The following is a 22,732-nucleotide window of genomic DNA, read 5'->3' as shown; positions in this document are numbered from 1 at the left end:
TCCATGGCAGCACTGAACCCTATGCAGTTGACGATGTTCGTATTATCGCTGAAGGCAGAGACTTTTTCAGAGCCTCCCTAATAAAAACCACAGTATTGGCATCATCAGAATGGCCAGCGATAGCCACATCCATCCTAGCTTATGAATAAACCCAGATAGCGGTAGCTGCGCCTGCTCATTGGGTAAAAAAAGGCCAATAATCCAGTTTGCGGGCCATACCTGCGTATAGGCCTGCAAGCCTATTTGTCCGCTAAACAACTCACCAACGCCATCCCCCTGCCAACCGTCAAGCGCCTGATCCAATAAAGGATTAGCCGCGGGAACCGCTATTTCAGTATTAATCAGGGTGACCTCCGGGTGATACAGTATGGTTCCAGAAGCAGTCGCCACACCGGCATAGCCTTGCTCACCTAGACGCACTTTCGCCAAACGGCTAAACAGCCCGCCTGAATCAAGACTGAGCACACCACCCACCATGCCCACGAACTCGCCGCTATCATTAATACGCGGCACGCTCACCAATACCATAGGTGCATTGCTGGCTCGGCCTGTAAAAGGCTCACTCATGTGCGGCTGCCGCGTTCCACGCACCATTTTGAAAAACTCGGTATCAGACGTATCAAGCCCTACGCGTCCCACAACACTTGGCCAGTCAGCAATAACGCGCCCATCTCTACCAATCACCACAATGCCATCAAACCAGGCCATCATGGTATCGTTGTGGCGCAGCTCGTAACTTAGCCATTCGGGATCATCGCTATAGCCAATAATTCGGTCTAGACGCTGCAGTGCATCAATGCGTAACTCAACTTGCTGAGTGACCTCATCTGCCAAGAGCCGTGCTTCGTAGCGCAAGTGAGCCATATTGGTTTCAAGCACCAGGGTTTTGCCCACCTGCCATGCCAAACCCAACAGCAGTGCAACCAGCAACAATAAGGTTCCTGAAAGTCCCAGCAGTAGCCGACCTTTCAGCGTCCTCAAAGAACGTATTTTCTTTAATGGGTAAGACAAGAGCACCTATTATCCTTTTTTGAATACTTCCCTGTACTTGCACACCACTCATTATTCGAGTTAATACTAAATTACCAAAAACATCATTATTGTGCGCGTTGATTAAAACAAAGTTAATTCTATTATTTTTAAACTATTCGATTATTTGTGCTATTTGGTAAAAATTAGTAAGTACTTACTGCGCTCAATTGATAAGCGCGCCGGTTTCACGTATGTTCGCTCGCCTAGCTTATTATCCCGTTACTAACGACGATCCTCTCATGGCGAAAAGCACGGCAGGTTACACATCAGCAGGCATTGGTAAAATAGACACGCTTCCCGCTCTGCTGTCTGAATTTAGCCACTTCTCACGCCTACGATCATTTCAAAAAAAGCCTGATGCCGTCATTGGCTGGGGCCTAAAACCGACAAGCCTTGCGGCAAGGCGTTATGCCAAACGTCACCGGCTACCTTATATCGCGCTGGAAGACGGCTTTTTACGCTCGCTTGGCCTTGGCGTGGCCGGCTTTCAAGCGCATAGCGTAGTGGTTGACCATACCGGCATTTATTATGATGCCTCACGGCCCTCGGATCTCGAAAACTGGCTAAATACCGCTTCGTTTACATCAGATGAAATTCATCATGCCGAGCGATGTATCAAGCAGCTCTCCCGCTATCGCCTTTCAAAATACAATCATGCACCGGACATTACTATAGACTACTCGCCCCTGGCGAGGGTGTTGGTAGTTGACCAAACCGCAGGTGATGCCTCGATTGAATTTGGCGGTGCAAGTGCAGAAAGCTTCGAGCGCATGCTGGAAGCCGCGTTGAACGACCATCCAGACGCTGAAATTCTGGTCAAAATACACCCAGACGTCATTGCCGGTAAAAAACAAGGGCACCTGTTAAACGCACAAAACCATCCGCGCTGTCGCTTGATTAGTGAAGATGTTAACCCCTGGGCGCTATTTGATCAGGTGGATACGGTGTATGTGGTTACCAGCCAACTGGGGTTTGAAGCTTTGCTGGCGGGCAAACGCGTTCACTGTTTTGGTTTGCCCTTCTATGCCAGTTGGGGATTAACCCAAGACCAAGTTCCCTGCTCACGACGACGTAAACAGCGGTCGCTAAATGAAGTGTTTGCGGCAGCCTATTTACGCTATACGCGCTACGCCAACCCCTACACGCTTAAGCCCTCTACATTAGAGGACACCATCGCACTAATTGCTGATCAAAAACGCCAGCAGGAGCGGCTGTGCGGCGAGTGGCTGGCGTGCGGCTTTTCATCCTGGAAGCGGCGTTTTATTCATCATTTTATGGGAGGCGCGGCGCAGCTTACCTATCAAGCGGCGCTGCCCAATAAGCCGCCTGCACAAAAACTTTTAGTGTGGTCCAGCCGTATTGACCCAAAATTCGAGCAGCAGCACACAGCGCTAATGCCTCACATATGGCGAATCGAGGATGGTTTCATTCGCTCAGTGGGTTTGGGCGTGGATCTTACCCAGCCACTTTCGCTAGTGATTGACGCCCAGGGCATTTATTACGACCCGAACCAGCCAAGTGACCTGGAAACACTACTCCAGCACACAGCGTTTAGCGATGATCTGCTTGAACGAGCAGCGCAGCTGCGAGAGCGCTTGGTGGCGTTAAAGCTTTCCAAATACAACGTCCGCGGGCACAGCTCTATCGATTTGCCGTACAATAAGCGGATGATTTTGGTACCGGGCCAAGTCGAAAGTGACGCCTCCATCGCCATGGGCTCGCCTCAAATACGTACTAATAATGCGCTTTTAAAAGCGGTTCGCGCGGCCAACCCTGACGCCTACATCATCTATAAAGCACACCCTGATGTGATAAGTGGCGCGCGCATAGGGGCACTCGAACCCGATACCCAACGCCTGTATGATTTAGATGCCAGCCATATGGATATCGCGACACTATTAGAGCGCGTCGATGCGGTTCACACCATGAGTTCATTAACCGGATTTGAGGCACTATTACGCCACCGCGAGGTCGTAACCTATGGCATGCCTTTTTACGCTGGCTGGGGATTAACGCAGGATGCCATGCGCTGCGAGCGCCGTTCATGCCGTTTATCGCTCGATGCGCTGGTAGCAGGCACGTTAATTCTCTACCCGTGCTATGTAGACCCGTTAAGCCGCCAGCTTTGCAATGCGGAAACCGTCGTTAGTCTTTTAGAACAGGCAAGAACATACCAGCCGACGCTGACATGGAAGCAGCGTCTCTACCGGCTTTACCGTAATTTATTGATTGGAAGACATTGAGTTGAAGCAAAAGCGCGCATTCTTATTCTTACAAGGGGTCTGCTCGCCCTTCTATCAGCGTTTGGCACGTAGGCTTTCTGACGACGGCCACCGCGTGGTTAAGGTCAACTTCAACGCAGGCGATATTGCTTACTGGCAACGGACGCATAGTGAAAACCATTTATTTCGCGCCCCATTAAGTGAACTGCCGGCCTATATTGAATCACTCTGGCAGCGCTACGCGATCACTGATCAGGTAATGTTTGGCGACCGTCGGCCTATTCATCGGCCTGCGGTTGATAATGCCCAAAAGGCTGGAGTGCGCACGCATGTATTTGAAGAGGGCTACTTTCGCCCTTTCTGGGTAACGCTTGAGCGCGATGGTGTTAACGGGCATTCGCTTTTACCCCGTGACCCCACGTGGTTCTATGAAACGGGTAAAGCGCTGCCTGAAATGCCCCCACCCGTGCGCTTTCGTTCATCGTTTAAGATTCGCGCCATGCACGATGTTGCCTATCATCTGGCGGGGTTAGCCAACCCGTTGGTGGCGCCGCATTATCGTAACCATGCGCCCATTACGGCGCCAGTCGAGTACGCTGGTTATATCAAGCGTTTTACGCTGTTGAAGCAGTGGAAAAAGCGCGACGCCCAGCGTATTAAAACGTTGATTGAAAGCGCCAAGCCTTACTTTATATTGCCGCTTCAGCTAAATACGGATGCCCAGATTCGTGACCACTCGCCTTATGCCAATATGCAGGAAGTGATGGATCATGTAATGGGGTCGTTTGCCGAGCATGCGCCAAGCGACGCGCTGCTGTGCATAAAAAACCATCCGCTGGATATGGGGCTGGTGAACTATGCCAACATCATTAAACAATTGGCCCAGTTTTACGGCCTGCAAGAGCGCATCGTCTATTTGGAGTCAGGTAATTTAGACACGCTTATCAAACATGCCGTGGGTACCGTAACGGTTAACAGCACCGTCGGGTTTGTTTCTCTGGAGAAGCAGTGCCCCACCTTCGCGCTGAGCGACCCGATCTACAACCTCGCCGGGCTTACCTATGAAGGAAGTCTGAATGAGTTTTGGAATCAGCCGCCCAAGCCAAGTCAGGAGCTTTTTAACTACTTCCGCAACACGGTGATGCATACCGTACAGGTCAACGGCGGTTTCTACTGCCAGCCCAGCATTGACCTCGCGGTCAACAATGCAGCCAACATACTGGAAGCCTGCCCATCGCCGCTGGAGAAATTACTTTGAGCATCGCGTCAACATCCGGCGCCCAGCGCTGCGTATTGATTACCGGGGCGACGGGCGCCATTGGCGGTGCGCTGGCAAAAGCCTACGCCAACCAGCACACCCATTTAGTGCTGCATGGCCGGCAGCAAGAGGTACTCTTGGCTCTAGCCGACACCTGCCGCGAACAGGGTGCACAAGTAACCACTGCCTCGGTCAATCTTACTGATGAGACAGCGCTCGCGCAGTGGCTTCATGCCCTTTGTGCAGAGCACCTGCCAGATATCGTGATAGCCAACGCGGGTAAAAACACCCATCCCCAAGTATCAGGGTCGCTGGAACCCTGGGACGATGTGCAGGCCCTATTGGATATAAACCTCAAAACGCCAATCGCCATGGCTCAGCACTTGGTGCCCGCGATGCAGGCGCGGGGCAGCGGTCAGCTGGTGTTTATCAGTTCGCTTGCCGGGTGGCACGGCCTGCCTTCCACACCGACGTATAGCGCCAGCAAAGCAGGCATTAAAGCCTACGGCGAAGGCCTGCGCGGCCTGCTGGCCCCTCACGGCATCGGTGTGACCGTGATAATGCCTGGCTATGTAACGTCACCCATGTGCAACGCCATGCCCGGCCCCAAGCCGTTCGAATGGCCACCGGAGCGGGCAGCCAAGGTAATCAAACGCGCGATTGAGGCTAACCGGGCGCGCATTAGCTTCCCTTTCCCGCTTAATTTCGGTACCTGGTGGCTGGCGGTACTTCCTGCTGGGGTTTCCCAGTGGCTGATCAAACGTCTGGGCTTTGATCATATTGAACACCCAGGGGGTGGTTAATATGACCACCTCACTGTCTATTCAGCTACTATTTCAGCTACTATGGCCTCTATTAACAGGCCTGCTTGGAACGATCGTTTTTGAAGCGCTGCTTAGCCCGCGCCCTCAACCGCTTTGGCGGCGCGGCTTGGCGGCCAACAGCGTGCACCTGGGCAGTTGGCTATTGCTGTTTGGCGTATTTGTTTTAGTGCTTCAGCGCCCCTGGTTTGCGGTAATTTTTATTCTTTCACTACAGCTTGTCGTCGTTCAATCCAGCAATACCAAATCACGCACGCTGAACGAACCGTTTATTTGCCACGATTTTGAATACTTCTGGGATGCTATTCTTCATCCCCGCCTTTATGTACCTTTTTTTGGTACTGGCCTTGCCATTGCCGCGATTGGTGCGGGAGCGGCAGCTATTGGGGCGTTTGTGTATTGGGAGCCTTCGCTAGTATCGCGCTGGGGCGGGCAGCGTTTTATTACCCACTGCTTGCTGATAAGCGTGTCAGGCGTGCTGCTGGTTACGCTGGGTTGGCGAGCGCTTGCGCCAATTACGCTGAACCCTGTTGATGACATGAACCGTCTGGGGCTATTCGCAAGCCTTTGGGCCTACGGCGTTGCGTTAATGCGCTCCTCCGCGCCCGCACCGGAACAATCGCCGTTTTATCAGTTAGCCCATCATCTGAAAGAAGACCACCGCACACCGTTACACGGCGATGCTTCATCAGAAGCACGGTCCAATGTCGTGTTGGTGCAAAGCGAATCGTTTTTTGATCCGCGCCCCTGGTATGCAGATGTCAGCGGCAGCTTGTTAACGCATTTTGATGCGACGCGTAAGCAAGCCCTAGAGCATGGGGAGCTAAGTGTGCCTGCCTGGGGCGCCAATACCGTGCGCACGGAATGCGCGGTACTCACCGGGCTTTCACCCAGCGCCTGGGGGCCGCGCCAATTTAACCCCTATCGCACGCTGTCACGTCATCCACTTCCCAGCCTTGCGAGCACGTTTCAGGCAGCGGGTTACCGTACGGTATGTATTCACCCCTACCCCGCCAGCTTCTATATGCGTCATAAAGTGATCCCCCTCTTAGGGTTTGATCAGTTCATCGATATCAGCAGTTTTGAGAGCAGCGATAAGCAAGGCCAGTACATTGGCGACTTAGCCGTGGCACGAAAGGTTGGACGACTGCTTGAAGATAGCGATAATAGACCGTTTTTTGTATTCGTCATTACCATGGAAAACCATGGCCCGCTACACTTGGAAGCGCCTCAGCAAGAAAGTTTAGCGGCTACGCTGCCCACAGCGCCCTGGCCACTGCCCACGCACTTGCGCGATTTATCTGTGTATTTGCGCCATTTGGGCGAGGCCGACAAAATGCTGGCCAATGTCAAAACAGCCCTGAATGAGGCTAAAAGGCCGGGGCTGCTAGGCTGGTATGGCGATCATGTGCCGATTCTACCGGCAGCGTATGAATACTTTTCACCGCCTAAAGGTCATACCCCGTACATGATATGGTCAACGGAATTGCCCAGTCAGTCTCAGGTACGATCATGCGATACAGCGCAACACCAGCATGAGCCGTACGCGCTGGAAGCCAGCGAACTTGGCGTCCAGCTATTTAAACAAGCGTTTGGACGCGGTATAAGTAGCGATGTAATCAAGGCAGAACCAGAACCTCAGGAGCAAGAATGACTAAACGCGTTGCCATTATCGGCGCCGCCCATCGTTTCCCCGGCACCACCCCTGAAACGTTCTGGCAGGACCTGCAAGCCGAGAAAGATTTAGTTACCCAAGTGGCGCCTGACCGCTGGAGCCATGACGCCTTCTGGCACCCGGACAAACGCCATCCCGGCACCAGCGTCACGTTTGCCGCGGGTAGCCTTGGTGATATTAGTGGATTCGATGCTGAGTTCTTTGGCATTTCGCCCCGCGAAGCGGCCAATATGGACCCTCAGCAGCGCATGCTGCTAGAGCTCGCCTGGGAAACCATGGAAAGCGCTGGCATCGTGCCAAGCAGCCTGCGTGGCAGCCAGTGTGGAGTGTTCCTAGGCGTTGCCAGCCTTGATTACTCGTACCGTATGGCCGATGACATGGCGGCCATCGATGCCTCGACCGCCACGGGCAACACATCCAGCATTGCCTCAAACCGTCTGTCTTACGTGTTTGACCTGCATGGCCCCAGCATGTCGTTGGATACGGCCTGCTCATCATCCATGGTTGCATTTCACCAGGCCTGCCAGTCTATTCGCAGCAGTGAAACCAACATGGCGCTGGCCGGCGGCATTAGCCTTCACCTTCACCCGTACGGTTTTATTATTTTCTCCAAGGCGAGCATGCTGTCGCCGACCGGTCGCTGCCAGGTGTTCGATGAAGCGGGCAACGGCTACGTACGCTCTGAAGGCGCCGGGCTTTTCCTGCTCAAAGACTACGACCAAGCCATCGCTGACGACGACAATATTTTGGCAGTAGTGGCGGGCTCGGCAGTGAATACCGATGGCCATAAATCGGGTATCACGGTGCCCAACCCTACCGCCCAGATCGACCTGATGCGCCGTGCCTACGCGCAGGCAGGGATTGCGCCCGACGAGATCGACTACTTGGAAGCTCACGGCACGGGCACCGCCGTGGGTGATCCGATAGAAACCCGCGCCATTGGCGAAGCCTTGGGCAAATATCGTCAAACGCCGCTCCCGATTGGTTCTATTAAAAGCAACGTCGGTCACCTGGAAACCGCGTCAGGGGTAGCCGGTCTTGCCAAAGCACTTTACAGTTTGCAGCACCGCGAAGTGCCCGCCACCATCGGTATTCGTAAGCTTAATCCGCGCATTAAATTTGATGAATGGAACCTGCACGTCGTCACCAAAGCCCAGCCCCTGAAAAAAGAGGGTCGCCTGGTGATCGGGATTAACTCGTTTGGCTTTGGCGGCGCTAACGCCCACGTCATTCTGGAAAGTGCGCCTGAAAAATTACCAGCGCCCAGACAAGCGCCCGCCCACGCCGTGCCTATCCGGCTAAGTGCCAAAAGCCAGGAAGCGCTTACCGCGACGGCCCAGAATCTCGCGGCGCACTTTACCGCCAGCCATAATCAAGACAGCGCTAATGATGGCAGCAATGCGTTTTACGATATTGCCCATACGCTATTCCATCATCGTGAACAGCACGCATTTGGTGCGCTCTGCTTTGCTAAAACGCCAGAAGAGGCCGCCGCGGCGCTAAACCAATACGCCGAGGGGGAGACCACAAGCGTCACCACCCTGGAGCGGCTAACCAATGCCCGCGGGCCTGTGTTTGTGTATGACGGCAACGGCTGCCAATGGGAAACCATGGGCCGTGACCTGCTCGAGTCGGCCCCGGTATTTGCCGAGGCAATTGATCGTGTAGATGCTCTGTTCCAGCAGTACGGCGATTTTTCACTACGCGCCGAGCTTACCGGTCAAAACGGTGAGAACCGCTTCGAGCTTACCGAAATTGCCCAGCCCGCTCTTTTTGCGCTGCAGGTAGCGTTAACCGAATGGCTTAAAGCGCAAGGCGTCCTGCCGACAGCGGTATTTGGACACAGCGTGGGTGAAGTCGCCGCCGCCTGGGCATCGGGCGCGTTAAGCCTTGAAGACGCGGTAAAAGTGATCTATTACCGCAGCTTCTATCAAGGCAAAACCCGGGGCATGGGTGGCATGACCGCGGTTGCCATGAGCGCTGAGGACATTGCCCCCTTGCTTGCCAAACCAGAATTCAATCAGGTGTGTCTGGCAGGTATTAACAGCCCTAAAGGGATTACGCTGGCCGGTGAGAACGACCAATTAACCGCGCTTGAGGCAGCCTTAAGCGAGCAAAGCACCTTTGCCAAACGCCTGCCTTTGGATTATGCCTTCCATAGCCCGGCCATGGACAGTATTCAAAGTGGCGTGATTGATGCATTAAGCACGATTACGCCACGTGAGACGCAGCTCCCCTATTACTCAACCGTCACTGGCGAACTCAGCCAAGGTAGCGCCTTAGGTGCTACCTATTGGTGGGAAAATATCCGCGAACCGGTCCTATTCGATCACGCCGCGACCGCGCTGATTAAACAGGGTTATAACGTTTTTGTAGAGATTGGCGCTCACCCCATCCTGCGTCGCTATCTTAATGAGTCACTGCGCCAGCAAGAGCGTAACGGGCTGGTGATTGGCACGATCGAGCGTCACAAACCCGGCCTTGAAAAACTTCAGCAAAGCGTTAGCCAGCTGCTATTGAGCGGGCTAACGTTTGATATACGCCATATCTTCCCCGTGGAAGGCCAGCGCGTATTACTGCCGCGCTACACATGGCAGCGCACACGCCATTGGGTCAACAGCACAGAAGACGGCCAAGGCCTGCTTTCCCGCTACTACCAGCATCCGCTGCTGGGTTATCCGCTTGCGCAGCAAGAGCATACCTGGGAAAGCCAGTTGGATACCAAACGCCAGCCCTGGCTTGCCGACCACGTGGTGGGTGAAGGCGCAGTATTCCCAGGGGCAGGCTTTGTTGAATTAACTTTAGCGGCCGCGTTACAGCAAAAAGACACCCCGCTTTTAGATATCGAAGAGCTGGAAATTCGCGCACCGTTGCTGTTGGATGGCCCCAATGGCCGCACCTTGCGCTTATCGCTTAACCCGGATGACGGGCGCATCGCCATTCACTCACGCGAGCCGGCCACCGGCGTTGAGTGGCAGTTGAACGCAGTAGCACGCAATATGCACGAAAGCCGCGGCTTTCTGCTCAACCGCCAGGCGCCAGCACTGCCTACGCGCACGCCGGATTACACCCTGGCGGATCACTTACACATGGCTGAGCGCATCGGCCTGCATTACGGCCCTGCGTTCCAGGCGATCAGCCATGGCTGGATCGAAGATAACGCCGTGATCGGCGCGATCGACTTGTCCAGCGACGTTCAGGCACAGCTATCGACGCTTCACGTGCACCCAGGCATTCTGGATAGTGCCTTCCAGATGTTTATTCCACTGCTGGCACAGCACAGCGAGTTTGCCTCTCAGCTGGCGTTTGTTCCCGTTCGCGTAGGCCGTATACAGGTCAATACTCAGGCCGGTACGCCGGTACTGGCCCGCGCAGTGATGGGCAAGCGTGCGCCCCACTCGTTTACTGCTGACTTCGAACTCTATGACGCGGCAGGCAACGCCGTTGCTGTGCTCAGCCAGACGCGCTTCAAGGCGATACGCCTGAACCGCGCTCACCACCAGCAGTTTAGCTATCTGGACGTTGAGCTGACGCCAGCGCCGCTTAGCGCTTCGCCGCTTCCCCTGCCTGCCGAAGCATTGAGCCGCTTGGCGGGGCTGGGCGATCGTTACGCTACGCATACCGGCCAGCGTTATGCTCAGGAAGTCGCCCCGTTACTGGATAGCCTCAGCGAAGCGTTTGCCCAGCAAGGCTTTACCGTCGAGGGTAACGAAGAAGCCTTGCCGCCTGAAACGATCTGGCAACTACTGGTACAGGACTACCCCGACTACTTTGCGCCGATTCATCTGGTAGGCCGGCTCGGCCTGCATCGTCAGGCGCTGCAAAATGGCTCTACTCAGTTAGATACGCTGGGTATTTCGACAGAGCACCTGGCAAGACTTAATCGCGTGCTGGTAGGCGAAAGCGGCTGGCAAGTGCTTGCCAGCGAGCTGGGTAGTCTGATGGAAGCATCACTTGGCGCCTTAGGGTCAAGCGAGCGCTTACAGCTGCTTGAAGCTGGCTCATGTGCACCGGCGCTGGGGCAACGCCTGCTGGAACAGCTGGCCTGCTCACCGCTAACAAAAAATCATCACTACCGGGTGATCACCACGCATGACAGCGCACGCCATCAGGCCGAGCAGCTGCAAGAGCGTTACCCGCTAATTGATGTGCAGTCGCTGGATGATGCGCCACCGGCGTTAGCAAACGCAGAAAAAGCCCAGCTAGCCTTTATCAGCGCGGATGCCACCCAGCCTGCCCGCACGTATCAGTTGATTGAAGCCCTACCAGGGCAGCTAGCGCCTGGGGCACATATCATGGTGGTGGGCGTTGCTCCCAGCCGCTGGCTAGACGATGTACTAGCCACGCCGGGGATTGATCAAACCGCCCTGGAACCCGCCACAGTAAGCGAGTGGCTAAGCGCCCAAGGCTTTAGCGTTTCAGCACCTATCGAACTTGAAGAAAGTGATACCGGCGCGTATCTGCTGCATGCCCAGATGCCCGAATCGTCATCTGCTCAGGCAACGGAAAGCAGCGCGAATGCAGCTTGCCAGCTAATCGTGACCGATGAGGCCAACGAAGCGCTCGCGGCGCGCCTTGCCAACGCACTTACCGCGCGTCAGGCAAGCGTGATTGTTGAGCAAAGCGACGGCTCGCCCAGTGAACTGCTACAAATGTCGCTGGATGAATGGGGTGAATCTCTCCAAACGCTGAATGTGATTGATCTGCGCGACCTGGGCAATAGTGGCACCGCCGCGCAAACGTTACGCTGCCACCGTGCTCAGCAGTGGAGCCTGGCTCTTGAAGCCGCGGAGCTTGCCTCGGCAACGCTATGGTTGACCACTCAGGGCGTTAGCGTGCTGTGGCAGTCGCAGCAAGCGCAAGCCAACATGTTTGATGATGCCGCATTCTGGGGCTTTGGTCGCTCGCTTGCCAATGAAGCCGTTGGCCATACCGCTAACCTGCTGGATATCCCTTATGACGTCAGTGATGCTGCGCTAAGTGCATGGGTCGAGTCGTTGACCGCGCCGGATAGCGAAAACGAAGTCGTCATTAATGCTAACGGTGAGCGTTTTGCCACTCGCCTGCGCACCTTGCCGGCACCGGCGCCTCAACAGGTAGTTGACGGCACCTCTGCGCGGCAGGCAATGACCCTCGGCTTTGCTCTTCCCGGCCAGTTGCGCCAGCTACAGTGGCGCCCGCGTGAGCTGCCCACGCTCAAGGCCGATGACGTTGAAATCAAGGTAAAAGCCACGGGGCTTAACTTCCGTGACGTGATGTACACCCTCGGCCTGCTGTCTGATGAAGCGATCGAGAACGGTTTTGCCGGGCCGACGCTCGGCCTTGAGTTCTCCGGCGAAGTGGTCGCTGTCGGTGATAACGTTACTCACGTCGCTCCAGGCCAAGCAGTGGTTGGCTTTGGCCCGGCAAGCTTCAGTGACCGGCTGATTGCCAGCCAGCACGCGGTGGCGCCGCTGCCGGAAGGCGTAAGCTACGCTGCCGCCGCGACCATCCCCACTACGTTCTTTACCGTGTACTACGCTCTAAAACACCTGGCACGCCTGGAGCCGGGCGAAAAAGTCCTGATTCATGGTGCAGCAGGCGGCGTGGGCATTGCCGCGCTGCAAATTGCTCAGTGGCTTGGCGCGGAAATTTACGCCACGGTAGGCTCTGAAGAGAAGCGTGACTTTTTACGCCTGATGGGCGTTGAGCGCCTTTATGACTCCCGCTCACTCACCTTTGCTGAAGAGATCCTCGAAGATACCCAAGGTGAAGGTGTCGATATCGTACTGAACTCGCTTGCCGGAGAAGCCATCAACCAAAACCTGCGCGCCCTGCGCCCCTTTGGTCGATTCCTGGAACTGGGTAAACGCGATTTCTACGAGAATACGCATATCGGCCTGCGCCCGTTCCGCAATAACTTAAGCTATTTCGGTATCGACTCCGACCAGTTGATGAAGGTACAGCCCGCCCTTACCCAGCGTTTGTTTGGGGAAATGATGGCGCTGTTTAACGACGGCACGCTCAGCCCGCTACCGTTTACCGCGTTTAGCCATAGCCAGGTGATCGACGCCTTCCGCTATATGCAGCAAGCGCGCCAGATCGGCAAAGTCGTCGTTACCTACGAGCAGCCCATTGCGCCGCCCAAGAACGAGGCGCTTGGCCGTGAAACGCTAAACCTTACCGACAATGGCAGCTATCTGGTGACCGGCGGCCTGGGCGGGTTCGGTCTTAAAACCGCTCAGTGGCTGGTCAGTAAAGGCGCTCGCCAGCTAATTCTGCTTAGCCGCAGCGGCCCTTCCAGTGAAGAAGCGCAAGCCGCTATCACCGAATTCGACGCCCAAGGCGTCAAGGTGATGGCAGTTGCCTGCGACATTACCGACCGTAATGCGCTGGCGAACGTCCTGACACGTGCCAACGCTGAGCTTGGCCCGCTGCGCGGTATCGTGCACGCCGCCACGGTGATTGACGACGGCCTGATTCGCAACCTGGATGCCGAGCGTATTCAAAAGGTACTAACACCCAAAATTGAAGGCGCCCGCCATCTGGATGCGTTAACACGAGACGAGCCGTTGGATTTCTTTATCCTCTACTCATCAGCGACTACGCTCTTCGGCAACCCAGGCCAGGCCAATTACGTGGCCGCCAACCACTGGCTCGAAGCGTTTGCAGCCAATCGTCGAGCCGCGGGCCTTCCCGCGACCTGCGTACGCTGGGGCGCGATTGAGGATGTCGGCTTCCTGGCCCGCAACACGCGTACGCGTGATGCGTTGCAAGAGCGTTTAGGCGGTTCTGCCCTGCGCTCTGATGATGCGCTTAACGTGCTTGAGCAAATGCTGGTAACTCCCGGGCCAAGCCTTGGCGTACTGGAGCTTGAGTGGGGCGCGCTGGCGCGCTTCTTACCGACTGCCAATGCGCCGCGCTTTAACGAGATAGCCCGCGCCAGTGACGACGATAACAGTCATGAAAGTGATGATGATATCAGCGCCCTGCTTGCCGACCTTTCGCCGGAAGAACTGCACACCACGGTGACAGAGCTACTTCGCGCAGAGCTTGCGAGTATTCTGCTGATCGAAGAAGAGAAGATTGACGTTAATCGCTCGGTCTACGATATGGGCTTTGACTCGTTGATGGGCGTTGAGCTGATGACCGCAATCGAAAACCGCCTGGGCGTTCAGGTACCGGTCATGGTGCTCAGCGAAGCCTCAACGCTTAACAAGCTTGCCGGTGTGCTGATTAAAAAGCTCCACCAGCATGACGATGATGTTGAAGAAGCACCACAAGATGCGTTAGCCTCTCTCGCCGCTCGCCACGGGGCTGACGGGCTCTCTGAGTCTGCCTCAACATCATCGACGACCGAGACACCATGACCGCCAAGCGCTCTGATTTAAAACGGCAGCTGTTGGAACAGGCACGTAAACGCACCATGCCACGTGCCACAACCAACGCTGCCAGCCCCTCACCGGGCAACGACACACCCTCAAGCCCGGTGCCCGAGCGCTTTACGCGATTTGATGCCCACCCTGGCTATCAGCAGCTTGCCATGCTGCGCCAGGGCGCCGAACAGTTGGGGTTGAAAGACCCCTTCTTCAAAGTGCACGAAGGCATTGCCGGAGCAACCAGCGTTATTCAAGGGCAGCCCTGCATCAACTTCGCCAGCTACAACTACCTTGGCTATTCAGGCGACCCACGCGTTAACCAGGCGGCCAGCGATGCAGTGGCTCGCTATGGCACGTCGGTATCCGCCAGCCGGGTAGTCTCGGGTGAACGGCCGATTCACCGTGAGCTTGAACAGGCCATCGCCAAGGCTTACCAGGTCGATGATGCGGTTGCGTTTGTTAGCGGGCATGCCACTAACGTTTCAACGCTTGGCTATCTGCTGGGGCCTAAAGATCTCGTGCTCCACGATGAGTATATTCACAACAGCTCATTGGTCGGCGCGCAGCTTTCCGGTGCCAAACGGATGTCGTTTGCGCATAATGACCCCGACGCGCTTGATGCGCTGCTTAGCCGCCATCGCCATCAGTTTGAACGTGTGATTGTGGTCATCGAAGGGCTTTACAGCATGGATGGCGACATCCCTGACCTGCCGCGCTTTATCGAGCTTAAAAAGCGCCATCAGGTATGGCTGATGGTCGACGAAGCGCACTCTTTTGGCGTTATGGGCGATAACGGCTTAGGGCTTCACGAATACTTTGCCATCGACCCGCGTGATGTCGATATCTGGATGGGCACCATGAGCAAAACGCTCTCTGGTTGCGGTGGCTATATTGCGGGCAATAAAGCCCTGGTAGAAACGCTGCGCTACTTTGCACCCGGCTTTTTATACAGTGTGGGAATGCCTGCCCAAGTGGCAGCGCCATCCATCAAAGTGCTGGAGCTAATGCAACAGGAGCCAGAGCGGGTAGAAAAACTCCACACGATTTCCCGCTACTTCCTGCAGCAAGCTAAAAAGCACGGCATGGATACCGGCCATAGCATTGGTGCTGCCGTAGTGCCCATTATTGTAGGCAGCTCGCCCCTGGCGGCGCATCTTTCCCATACGCTGCTGGAGCAATACCACATCAATGTTCAGCCGATCTTGCATCCGGCCGTGCCTGAAAAGAGTGCCCGACTGCGGTTTTTCCTATCCTATGCCCACACTCAGGAGCATATTGATCAAACGTTAGATGCCCTGGCCGCCCTGCTCGCCCAAGCCAAAAGCTAACCCTATGGAACCCAGTCACATAGCGTCCGGCAGCGAAGAAGGCACCTCCGCCAGCTGGTACGTCATTCAGTGTAAAGGCAGTGAATCATTTCGCGCCGCCGAGCACCTCACTAACCAGGGTTATGAGGTGTTTCATCCGGTGCTGGATGTTAAACGCAGGCGCCAGGGCAAGCTTGTCACCGTGACCGAGCCTCTATTCCCCTACTATCTGTTTATTCGCCTTGACCAAGTAGTGAGCAACTGGCGGCCCATTCGCTCGACACGAGGCGTACTGCGCCTGCTCACCTTTGGTAATAACCCCGTAAGCGTACCCAGCGCACTAGTAGAGACACTTCGCGCCCAGCCCCACCGCCAGGAAGGCAGCCACACCTACTTCAGCGCGGGTGAGAAGGTCACTATTACCGAAGGCCCTTTTAAAGATCTGGAAGCCATATTCGAGCGCTGCAAAGGGGAAGAGCGCGCTATTGTGCTGCTCAACGTACTTCAGCGGCCTCAGCACCTTAATGTGCCTCTGGATCAGTTGCGGAAGCCGTGAGTGGTGAGCATAAACCTTAGCGGCATCTAGGCAAGCGCACGCTTGCTTAGCCTAAGTATCAAAAGACGTTCATAAGCTTATCCTGCTAATGTTGAGCCATAAACAAACATTGGCCTGCCTGGCACTTCCAGGCATAAGGATGCTCGTTAATGAATCTCGACCCTCATTACTACCCCACCGCGTCTCGGCGTATGGTCACTTTCGGTAAACGCGGCATGGTAGCCACTTCCCAATCGCTGGCTGCCCAAGTAGGCGCAGACATTTTGCGCCAAGGCGGCAATGCAATTGATGCAGCCATCGCCACAGCGGCCGCGCTTACCGTCGTTGAACCTACCTCTAATGGTATCGGTAGCGATGCGTTTGCCCTGGTATGGGTCAACGATAAGCTGCACGGTTTAAATGCCAGCGGCAGAGCCCCGATGGGCATAAGCGGAGAAGCCCTGCGTGCGCTTGGCCATGAAGAAATGCCCGCACACGGGTTAATCCCCGTTACCGTGCCGGGCGCCCCGGCTGCCTGGGCCACACTTTCCGAGCGATTTGGCAAACTGCCCCTGCCAACGCTGCTGGCCCCTGCAATTGCCCTTGCCGAAGAGGGCTTCGCGGTTTCGCCGGTGGTGAGTCAGCTTTGGCAAAAAGCCTACACCCGCTACAAGCAGTACGACCGCCCGGAGTTTGCGCCCTGGTTTGAGCACTTTGCCCCAGAAGGCCACGCCCCCAAGGCGGGTGACATCTGGCGCTCGCCGGATATGGCCAAAACGCTTCGCGCTATTGCCCAAAGCGGCGCCAAGGCGTTTTACCAAGGCGAGCTAGCCGATGCCATGGACGCCTTCTCGCGCGAGCATGGTGGTTTTCTGCGCAAGGAAGACCTTGCGGCCTTCAGATCAGAATGGGTCGATCCGATCAACGTCCGTTATCAAGGTCACGATATCTGGGAAATCCCACCCAACGGCAGTGGCTTGATCGCCTTGCAGGCGCTCGGTATTTTAGAAGCGCTTGGCGATGAGCCCCATGATCCGGTTGAAACGCTGCATCGACGTATCGAAGCCACCAAACTTGGCTATGTGGATGGCCTACGTTATATCACCGAGCATAGCGATATGACGCACAGCGTCGAGCAATTGCTCGCCCCGCGCTATCTAGAACAGCGCGCCGCCCTTATAGGCGAACAAGCCATTGATCCACTGCATGGCAACCCGCTACTAGGCGGAACGGTTTACCTGGCAACCGCCGACGATGAAGGCAATATGGTGTCTTTTATCCAAAGCAATTTTGAAGGGTTTGGCTCGGGCATTGTGGTACCCGGCACGGGCATCAGCCTGCAAAACCGCGGCTGGTCTTTCTCGCTTGATGAACAACACGCCAACGTGCTGCGCCCCGGAAAGCGCACTTACCACACGATTATTCCCGGGTTTATTACCAAGGATAACCGGGCGGTTGGCCCCTTCGGTGTAATGGGTGGGTATATGCAACCCCAAGGCCACGTACAGGTAGTGGCCAGCATGCTGGCAGATAAGCTCAACCCCCAGGCTGCGCTGGATCTTCCCCGTTGGAAATGGGTGGCAGGCAAAACCGTTGAGGTAGAACCAGGCTTCCCCGACCATCTCGCCCAAGCGCTTGAGCGGCGCGGTCATCATATTGTCCGGAGCACCGATGCACTCACGTTTGGCCGTGGGCAGATCATTCTACGCAATGCAGAAAATGGCGTGCTTCAAGGCGGCACCGAGCCACGCGCCGATGGCGCGGTATTGCCCGTTTAATTCATATCAATTCAAGCCAAGGCGGCCCTGTGCCGCCTTGTTATTCAATAACACCCTCCAGCATTGATGGCTCAAACACTGCCGCGGATGCGTATACCTCGCCTTCGTTATCCACTCTACGATTCGCGCCCCTATCAAATATGGCACCGTTCAAATGTAGCGCGGTGTAAGCGTTAGCGCACCCGCGGGAGCAGCGCGAAGCGGTGCCAAGGTTGGGTGGCACGGCCCGGGCGGCTTGGCAGCCGCCATTCGCGGGTGCCGCATTTGCTCGTACCTCGCAAGATTTGTTACCACGCGCTACGATTCTCACACCTATCAAACATGGCACCGTTCAAATGTAGCGCGGTGTAAGCGCCAGCGCACCCGCAGCGGCGGCCCGGCGCGGGAGCAGCGCGAAGCGTTGCCAAGGTTGGGTGGCACGGCCCGGGCGGCTTGGCAGCCGCCATTCGCGGGTGCCGCATTTGCTCGTACCTCGCAAGATTTGTTACCACGCGCTACGATTCTCGCCCCTATCAAACATGACACCGTTCAAATGTAGCGCGGTGTAAGCGCCAGCGCACCCGCAGCCCGGCGCGGGTGCAGCGCGAAGCGGTGCCAAGGTTGGGTGGCACGGCCCGGGCGGCTTGGCAGCCGCCATTCGCGGGTGCCGCATTTGCTCGTACCTCGCAAGATTTGTTACCCCGCGCTACGATTCTCGCCCCTATCAAACATGGCACCGTTCAAATGTAGCGCGTGGTAAGCGCCAGCGCACCCGCGGGAGCAGCGCGAAGCGGTGCTGGGGTTGGATGGCACGGCCGGAGAGCTTGGCAGCCGCCATCCGCGGATGCCGTATTTGCTCGTACCTCGCAAGATTTGTTACCACGCGCGACGATTCACGCCCCTATCAAAAATGGCACCGTTCAAATGTAGCGCGGTGTAAGCGTCAGCGCACCCGCAGCGGCGGCCCGGCGCGGGTGCAGCGCGAAGCGGTGCTGGGGTTGGATGGCACGGCCGGAGAGCTTGGCAGCCGCCATCCGCGGATGCCGTATTTGCTCGTACCTCGCAAGATTTGTTACCACGCGCGACGATTCACGCCCCTATCAAAAATGGCACCGTTCAAATGTAGCGCGGTGTAAGCGTTAGCGCACCCGCGGGAGCAGCGCGAAGCGGTGCTGGGGTTGGATGGCACGGCCGCAGCGCAGCATCAGCCCGCCTGCGGTAGTCACCCTTAGACGCTATACACCAATAATTCTGCATCAAAAACCGGAAACGTTTAATTACTGTTAGTTAGAAAATACTAATAAAATAGTTTCGAGCAAATATCTTTCAACTTTAGTCTAATTTTTTATATTTTTTTACTCATTCCGAAACGACATAGGGTATGCAAAAAAGCGCATCAACCGTTTAATACTTGAAAGAGCTGGCCAGCTAACAACGTTTTTAACCCCTATTAAATGGTACTTTTTCATGCCTTATGTTCACGACACGCTGACCCGCTTAAAGCTTAGCAGCCCCGCTCAAGTTGAATTTTACCAAGCCGCCGAAGAAGTGCTGGAATGTCTGCGTCCGCTGTTTGAGCGCCAGCCGCACTATCTTAAACACAGCATCATTGAGCGGATGGTAGAACCCGAGCGCCAGATCATGTTCCGCGTTTGCTGGCTAGATGACTCAGGACAAGTGCGGGTAAATAAAGGCTACCGCATTCAGTTCAACTCAGCGCTTGGCCCGTATAAAGGCGGCTTACGCTTTCACCCAAGCGTAACGGCAGGCACTATCAAGTTTTTAGGTTTTGAACAAATCTTTAAAAACGCCTTAACCGGCTTGCCTATTGGCGGCGGCAAAGGCGGTTCTGACTTTGACCCGAAGGGCAAATCAGACAACGAAATAATGCGTTTCTGCCAGGCCTTCATGTCGGAACTTTACCGTCATATCGGCCCTACTCGCGATGTGCCGGCGGGTGATATCGGCGTTGGCGCGCGCGAAATTGGCTATATGTACGGGCAATACAAACGCCTCACCGGTCGCTATGAAGGCGTATTAACCGGCAAGGGCTTGAACTGGGGCGGCTCTCTGGGCCGCAAAGAAGCCACTGGTTATGGCGCAGTTTACTTCGCGCAAAACATGCTGGCCGACCGTGGCGAAAGCCTTGAAGGTAAAGCCTGCCTGGTATCCGGCGCGGGTAACGTGGCTATCTACACTATTGAAAAGCTTTATGAACTGGGCGCCACCCCCATTACCTGTAGCGACTCTCGCGGCACGATTCACGACCCCAACGGTATCGATCTTGAGCTTCTTAAGCAGCTCAAAGAAGTAAAGCGTGTATCGCTTGAAGAGTACCTAAGCGAACGTCCTGACGCCCACTACATTAGCGCGCGGGATTACCCGCAAGGTGGTCATGCGGTTTGGCACATCAAAGCGGACGCTGCCTTCCCCAGCGCCACGCAAAACGAATTAACCGAGTTCGATGCCATAACGCTACTCGCCAACGGGGTTAACTGTGTAAGTGAAGGCGCCAATATGCCCTCCACTACCGAGGCAGTTGACTGCTTCCTGGCTGCCAAGATTGCCTACGGCCCAGGTAAAGCAGCGAATGCTGGTGGCGTGGCAACTAGTCAGCTGGAAATGGCGCAAAACAGCAGCATGGAACAGTGGCCGCTTGAAAAAGTTGACCAAAAGCTTAAAGAGATAATGGCCAATATTTACCAGCAATGCTCTACTACAGCAGAAGAGTTCGGCGACCCCACCAACCTGGTACTGGGCGCTAATATTGCCGGGTTCAGAAAGGTCGCAGACGCCATGATAGAGCAAGGAGTAATGTAATCGCCTTCCTCTGCTAGATCGCTTACACTGGCAGTGGCGAACAGTCCTCCCTTTTTGGGGAGGGCTGTTTTTATTGATAGGTACAAAAATCGTTTATTTACTGTTTAATTGAAGTACACGATTGATTTCATTGCTTTCTAAGGAGAGTAACCATGGGGCAGCGTCCTCCCATTATTATTAACCGTCTTGATGCAGAACGCTTGCAGCGCTTGATTGATAACGCAAGCGATAAAGAGCTTGCCGTAGCCACGCTGCTCGAGGAAGAGTTAGCCCGTGGGGAAGTGATTGATCCCAAGGATATTCCTGACAATGTGGTCAGCATGAATAGCCAAATTCGCTTCACCGATTTAACCCGCGGGCGTCAAATGGTGCGCACACTGGTTTACCCCCATGCACTAAGCACGGTGGAAGACGGTATCTCAGTGATGGCCCCGATTGGCGCTGGCCTTATCGGCCTTAAAGTAGGCGATATTATCGACTGGCCGCTGCCTAACAATGCTGAAGCACGCCTTCGCATTGATGCCATCTTATGGCAGCCCGAACGCGAACAGCAGTTTCATCGTTAAGCATTTTTTGCCCCTCCTTTCGCGCCTGGCCAGAGTCGTCAGGCGCTGTAGTCGATGCGCCCAAGGTTTCTTTAATACATGCAACGAACGTGTAGTGCGGTGTAAGCGTTAGCGCACCCGCAACGGCGGCCTGACATAAATACAAGCGCCACAAAGATGAAATACTTTCCTCAAAGCATTAATCTTACTTCGCAATATTTATAAATATTTTGAAGGAAGCCAGCAATGGCAACTTATCGACGAGCACATGCCCCCGGCGCTACCTATTTTTTTACAGTGGTAACTCATTCGCGCCAGCCATTGCTCGCCGATCAACTCAATATAAACGCCCTTGGGAGAGCTTTTCGGCGAGTGCGCCACGAACGGCCTTTTGTAATGGACGCATTTGTACTACTTCCCGATCATCTTCACTGCCTCTGGGTTCTGCCGGAAGGTGATACGGATTACTCCTCCCGCTGGAGAGATATCAAAAAATACGCATCCCATGAATTCCAGCGTCCCAATAAAAGCTCAGGCGCTTGGCAACGCGGCTTCTGGGAGCACGTGATCCGTGATGAACACGATTGGCAGCGGCATATGGATTACATTCACTACAACCCCGTAAAACACGGCTGGGCCAAAGCACCGCGCGATTGGGAGTGGTCAAGCTTTCACCAATGCGTAGAGAAAGGTTGGTACGAAAGTGATTGGGGCTCACAACGTATTCCCGACGTTGCCGAAATGAATTGGGAATAGGCACTGGCCTGCCACCAGGCACCGCTTCGCGATGCTCTCGCGGGTGCGCTGACGCTTACGCCGCGCTCCATGTATTTCACATCAGGTTGAAATGTGGCAAGCACCTTTATCGTGCCAAATTGGGAACCGGCAACAACCGTAGCGCGCGGTAACGAATGCGAGGAACGAGCATAAGGCACCCGCGAGAGGCGGCGCCAGCCGCCTAGGCTTTGGCACCCAAACCCGGCACCGCTTCGCGATGCGCCCGCGGGTGCGCTGACGCTTACGCCGCGCTACATGTATTTCGCACCAGGTTGAAATATGGCAAGCACCTTTATCGTGCCAAATTGGGAACCGGCAACAACCGTAGCGCGCGGTAACGAATGCGAGGAACGAGCATAAGGCACCCGCGAGAGGTGGCGCCAGCCGCCTAGGCTTTGGCACTCAACCCCAGCACCGCTTCGCGCTGCTCCCGCGGGTGCGCTGACGCTTACGCCGCGCTACATGTATTTCGCACCAGGTTGAAATGTGGCAAGCACCTTTATCGTGCCAAATTGGGAACCGGCAACAACGTAGCGCGCGGTAACGAATGCGAGGAACGAGCATAAGGCACCCGCGAGAGGCGGCGCCAGCCGCCTAGGCTTTGGCACCCAAACCCGGCACCGCT

The 22,732-nt window shown here is 55.5% G+C and carries 12 protein-coding genes; 11 read left to right on the top strand and 1 reads right to left on the bottom strand.

Annotated elements, in window-relative coordinates; genetic code table 11:
* Positions 1-66 precede the first annotated feature (66 nt).
* On the bottom strand, positions 67-981 hold the full coding sequence (locus INT33_RS19675) for a cache domain-containing protein (RefSeq protein WP_225736322.1): 915 nt from the start codon (positions 979-981) through the stop codon (positions 67-69).
* 290 nt (positions 982-1,271) lie between these two features.
* On the opposite strand from INT33_RS19675, the gene INT33_RS19670 reads away from it, so the two are divergent.
* The 11 genes from INT33_RS19670 to INT33_RS19620 all read left to right on the top strand — a co-directional run bounded on the left by INT33_RS19670 (position 1,272) and on the right by INT33_RS19620 (position 22,086).
* Positions 1,272-3,275, top strand: a complete 2,004-nt coding sequence (locus tag INT33_RS19670; RefSeq protein ID WP_193092810.1) for a capsular polysaccharide biosynthesis protein — start codon at positions 1,272-1,274, stop codon at positions 3,273-3,275.
* A gap of 1 nt (position 3,276) precedes the next feature.
* On the top strand, positions 3,277-4,512 hold the full coding sequence (locus tag INT33_RS19665; RefSeq protein WP_193092809.1) for a capsule biosynthesis protein: 1,236 nt from the start codon (positions 3,277-3,279) through the stop codon (positions 4,510-4,512).
* Entirely contained in the window at positions 4,509-5,315 is an 807-nt protein-coding gene (locus INT33_RS19660; RefSeq protein ID WP_226940278.1) for an SDR family NAD(P)-dependent oxidoreductase, read from the top strand. Before INT33_RS19665 ends, INT33_RS19660 begins: the two co-directional genes overlap by 4 nt.
* 1 nt (position 5,316) lies before the next feature.
* On the top strand, positions 5,317-6,987 hold the full coding sequence (locus tag INT33_RS19655) for an LTA synthase family protein (protein ID WP_193092808.1): 1,671 nt from the start codon (positions 5,317-5,319) through the stop codon (positions 6,985-6,987).
* The gene (locus INT33_RS19650) at positions 6,984-14,357 is read left to right on the top strand and encodes a type I polyketide synthase (protein WP_193092807.1); all 7,374 of its coding nucleotides are present in this window, start codon (positions 6,984-6,986) and stop codon (positions 14,355-14,357) included. The genes INT33_RS19655 and INT33_RS19650 overlap by 4 nt, the downstream gene beginning before the upstream one ends.
* Positions 14,354-15,694, top strand: a complete 1,341-nt coding sequence (locus INT33_RS19645) for an aminotransferase class I/II-fold pyridoxal phosphate-dependent enzyme (RefSeq protein WP_193092806.1) — start codon at positions 14,354-14,356, stop codon at positions 15,692-15,694. Before INT33_RS19650 ends, INT33_RS19645 begins: the two co-directional genes overlap by 4 nt.
* Positions 15,695-15,698: 4 nt before the next feature.
* The gene (rfaH, locus tag INT33_RS19640; protein ID WP_192539583.1) at positions 15,699-16,229 is read left to right on the top strand and encodes a transcription/translation regulatory transformer protein RfaH; all 531 of its coding nucleotides are present in this window, start codon (positions 15,699-15,701) and stop codon (positions 16,227-16,229) included.
* Between the two features lie 149 nt (positions 16,230-16,378).
* Entirely contained in the window at positions 16,379-17,986 is a 1,608-nt protein-coding gene (locus tag INT33_RS19635; protein ID WP_192539584.1) for a gamma-glutamyltransferase family protein, read from the top strand.
* Between the two features lie 1,446 nt (positions 17,987-19,432).
* On the top strand, positions 19,433-20,785 hold the full coding sequence (gdhA, locus tag INT33_RS19630) for an NADP-specific glutamate dehydrogenase (protein ID WP_193092805.1): 1,353 nt from the start codon (positions 19,433-19,435) through the stop codon (positions 20,783-20,785).
* Between the two features lie 152 nt (positions 20,786-20,937).
* The gene (gene rnk / locus INT33_RS19625) at positions 20,938-21,351 is read left to right on the top strand and encodes a nucleoside diphosphate kinase regulator (protein ID WP_018915570.1); all 414 of its coding nucleotides are present in this window, start codon (positions 20,938-20,940) and stop codon (positions 21,349-21,351) included.
* 225 nt (positions 21,352-21,576) lie between these two features.
* The gene (locus INT33_RS19620; protein WP_193092804.1) at positions 21,577-22,086 is read left to right on the top strand and encodes an REP-associated tyrosine transposase; all 510 of its coding nucleotides are present in this window, start codon (positions 21,577-21,579) and stop codon (positions 22,084-22,086) included.
* Positions 22,087-22,732 lie beyond the last annotated feature (646 nt).

This window comes from Halomonas colorata (assembly GCF_014897985.1).
GTDB classification, from domain to species: Bacteria; Pseudomonadota; Gammaproteobacteria; order Pseudomonadales; family Halomonadaceae; genus Vreelandella; species Vreelandella colorata.
This window is presented reverse-complemented; position numbering and strand designations above follow the sequence as displayed.

Coding starts and splice junctions, on each gene's coding strand:
- INT33_RS19670 (WP_193092810.1), top strand. CDS start 1,272: ATGGCGAAAAGCACGGCAGGTTACACATCAGCAGGCATTGGTAAAATA.
- INT33_RS19655 (WP_193092808.1), top strand. CDS start 5,317: ATGACCACCTCACTGTCTATTCAGCTACTATTTCAGCTACTATGGCCT.
- INT33_RS19650 (WP_193092807.1), top strand. CDS start 6,984: ATGACTAAACGCGTTGCCATTATCGGCGCCGCCCATCGTTTCCCCGGC.
- INT33_RS19645 (WP_193092806.1), top strand. CDS start 14,354: ATGACCGCCAAGCGCTCTGATTTAAAACGGCAGCTGTTGGAACAGGCA.
- rfaH (WP_192539583.1), top strand. CDS start 15,699: ATGGAACCCAGTCACATAGCGTCCGGCAGCGAAGAAGGCACCTCCGCC.
- INT33_RS19635 (WP_192539584.1), top strand. CDS start 16,379: ATGAATCTCGACCCTCATTACTACCCCACCGCGTCTCGGCGTATGGTC.
- gdhA (WP_193092805.1), top strand. CDS start 19,433: ATGCCTTATGTTCACGACACGCTGACCCGCTTAAAGCTTAGCAGCCCC.
- rnk (WP_018915570.1), top strand. CDS start 20,938: ATGGGGCAGCGTCCTCCCATTATTATTAACCGTCTTGATGCAGAACGC.
- INT33_RS19620 (WP_193092804.1), top strand. CDS start 21,577: ATGGCAACTTATCGACGAGCACATGCCCCCGGCGCTACCTATTTTTTT.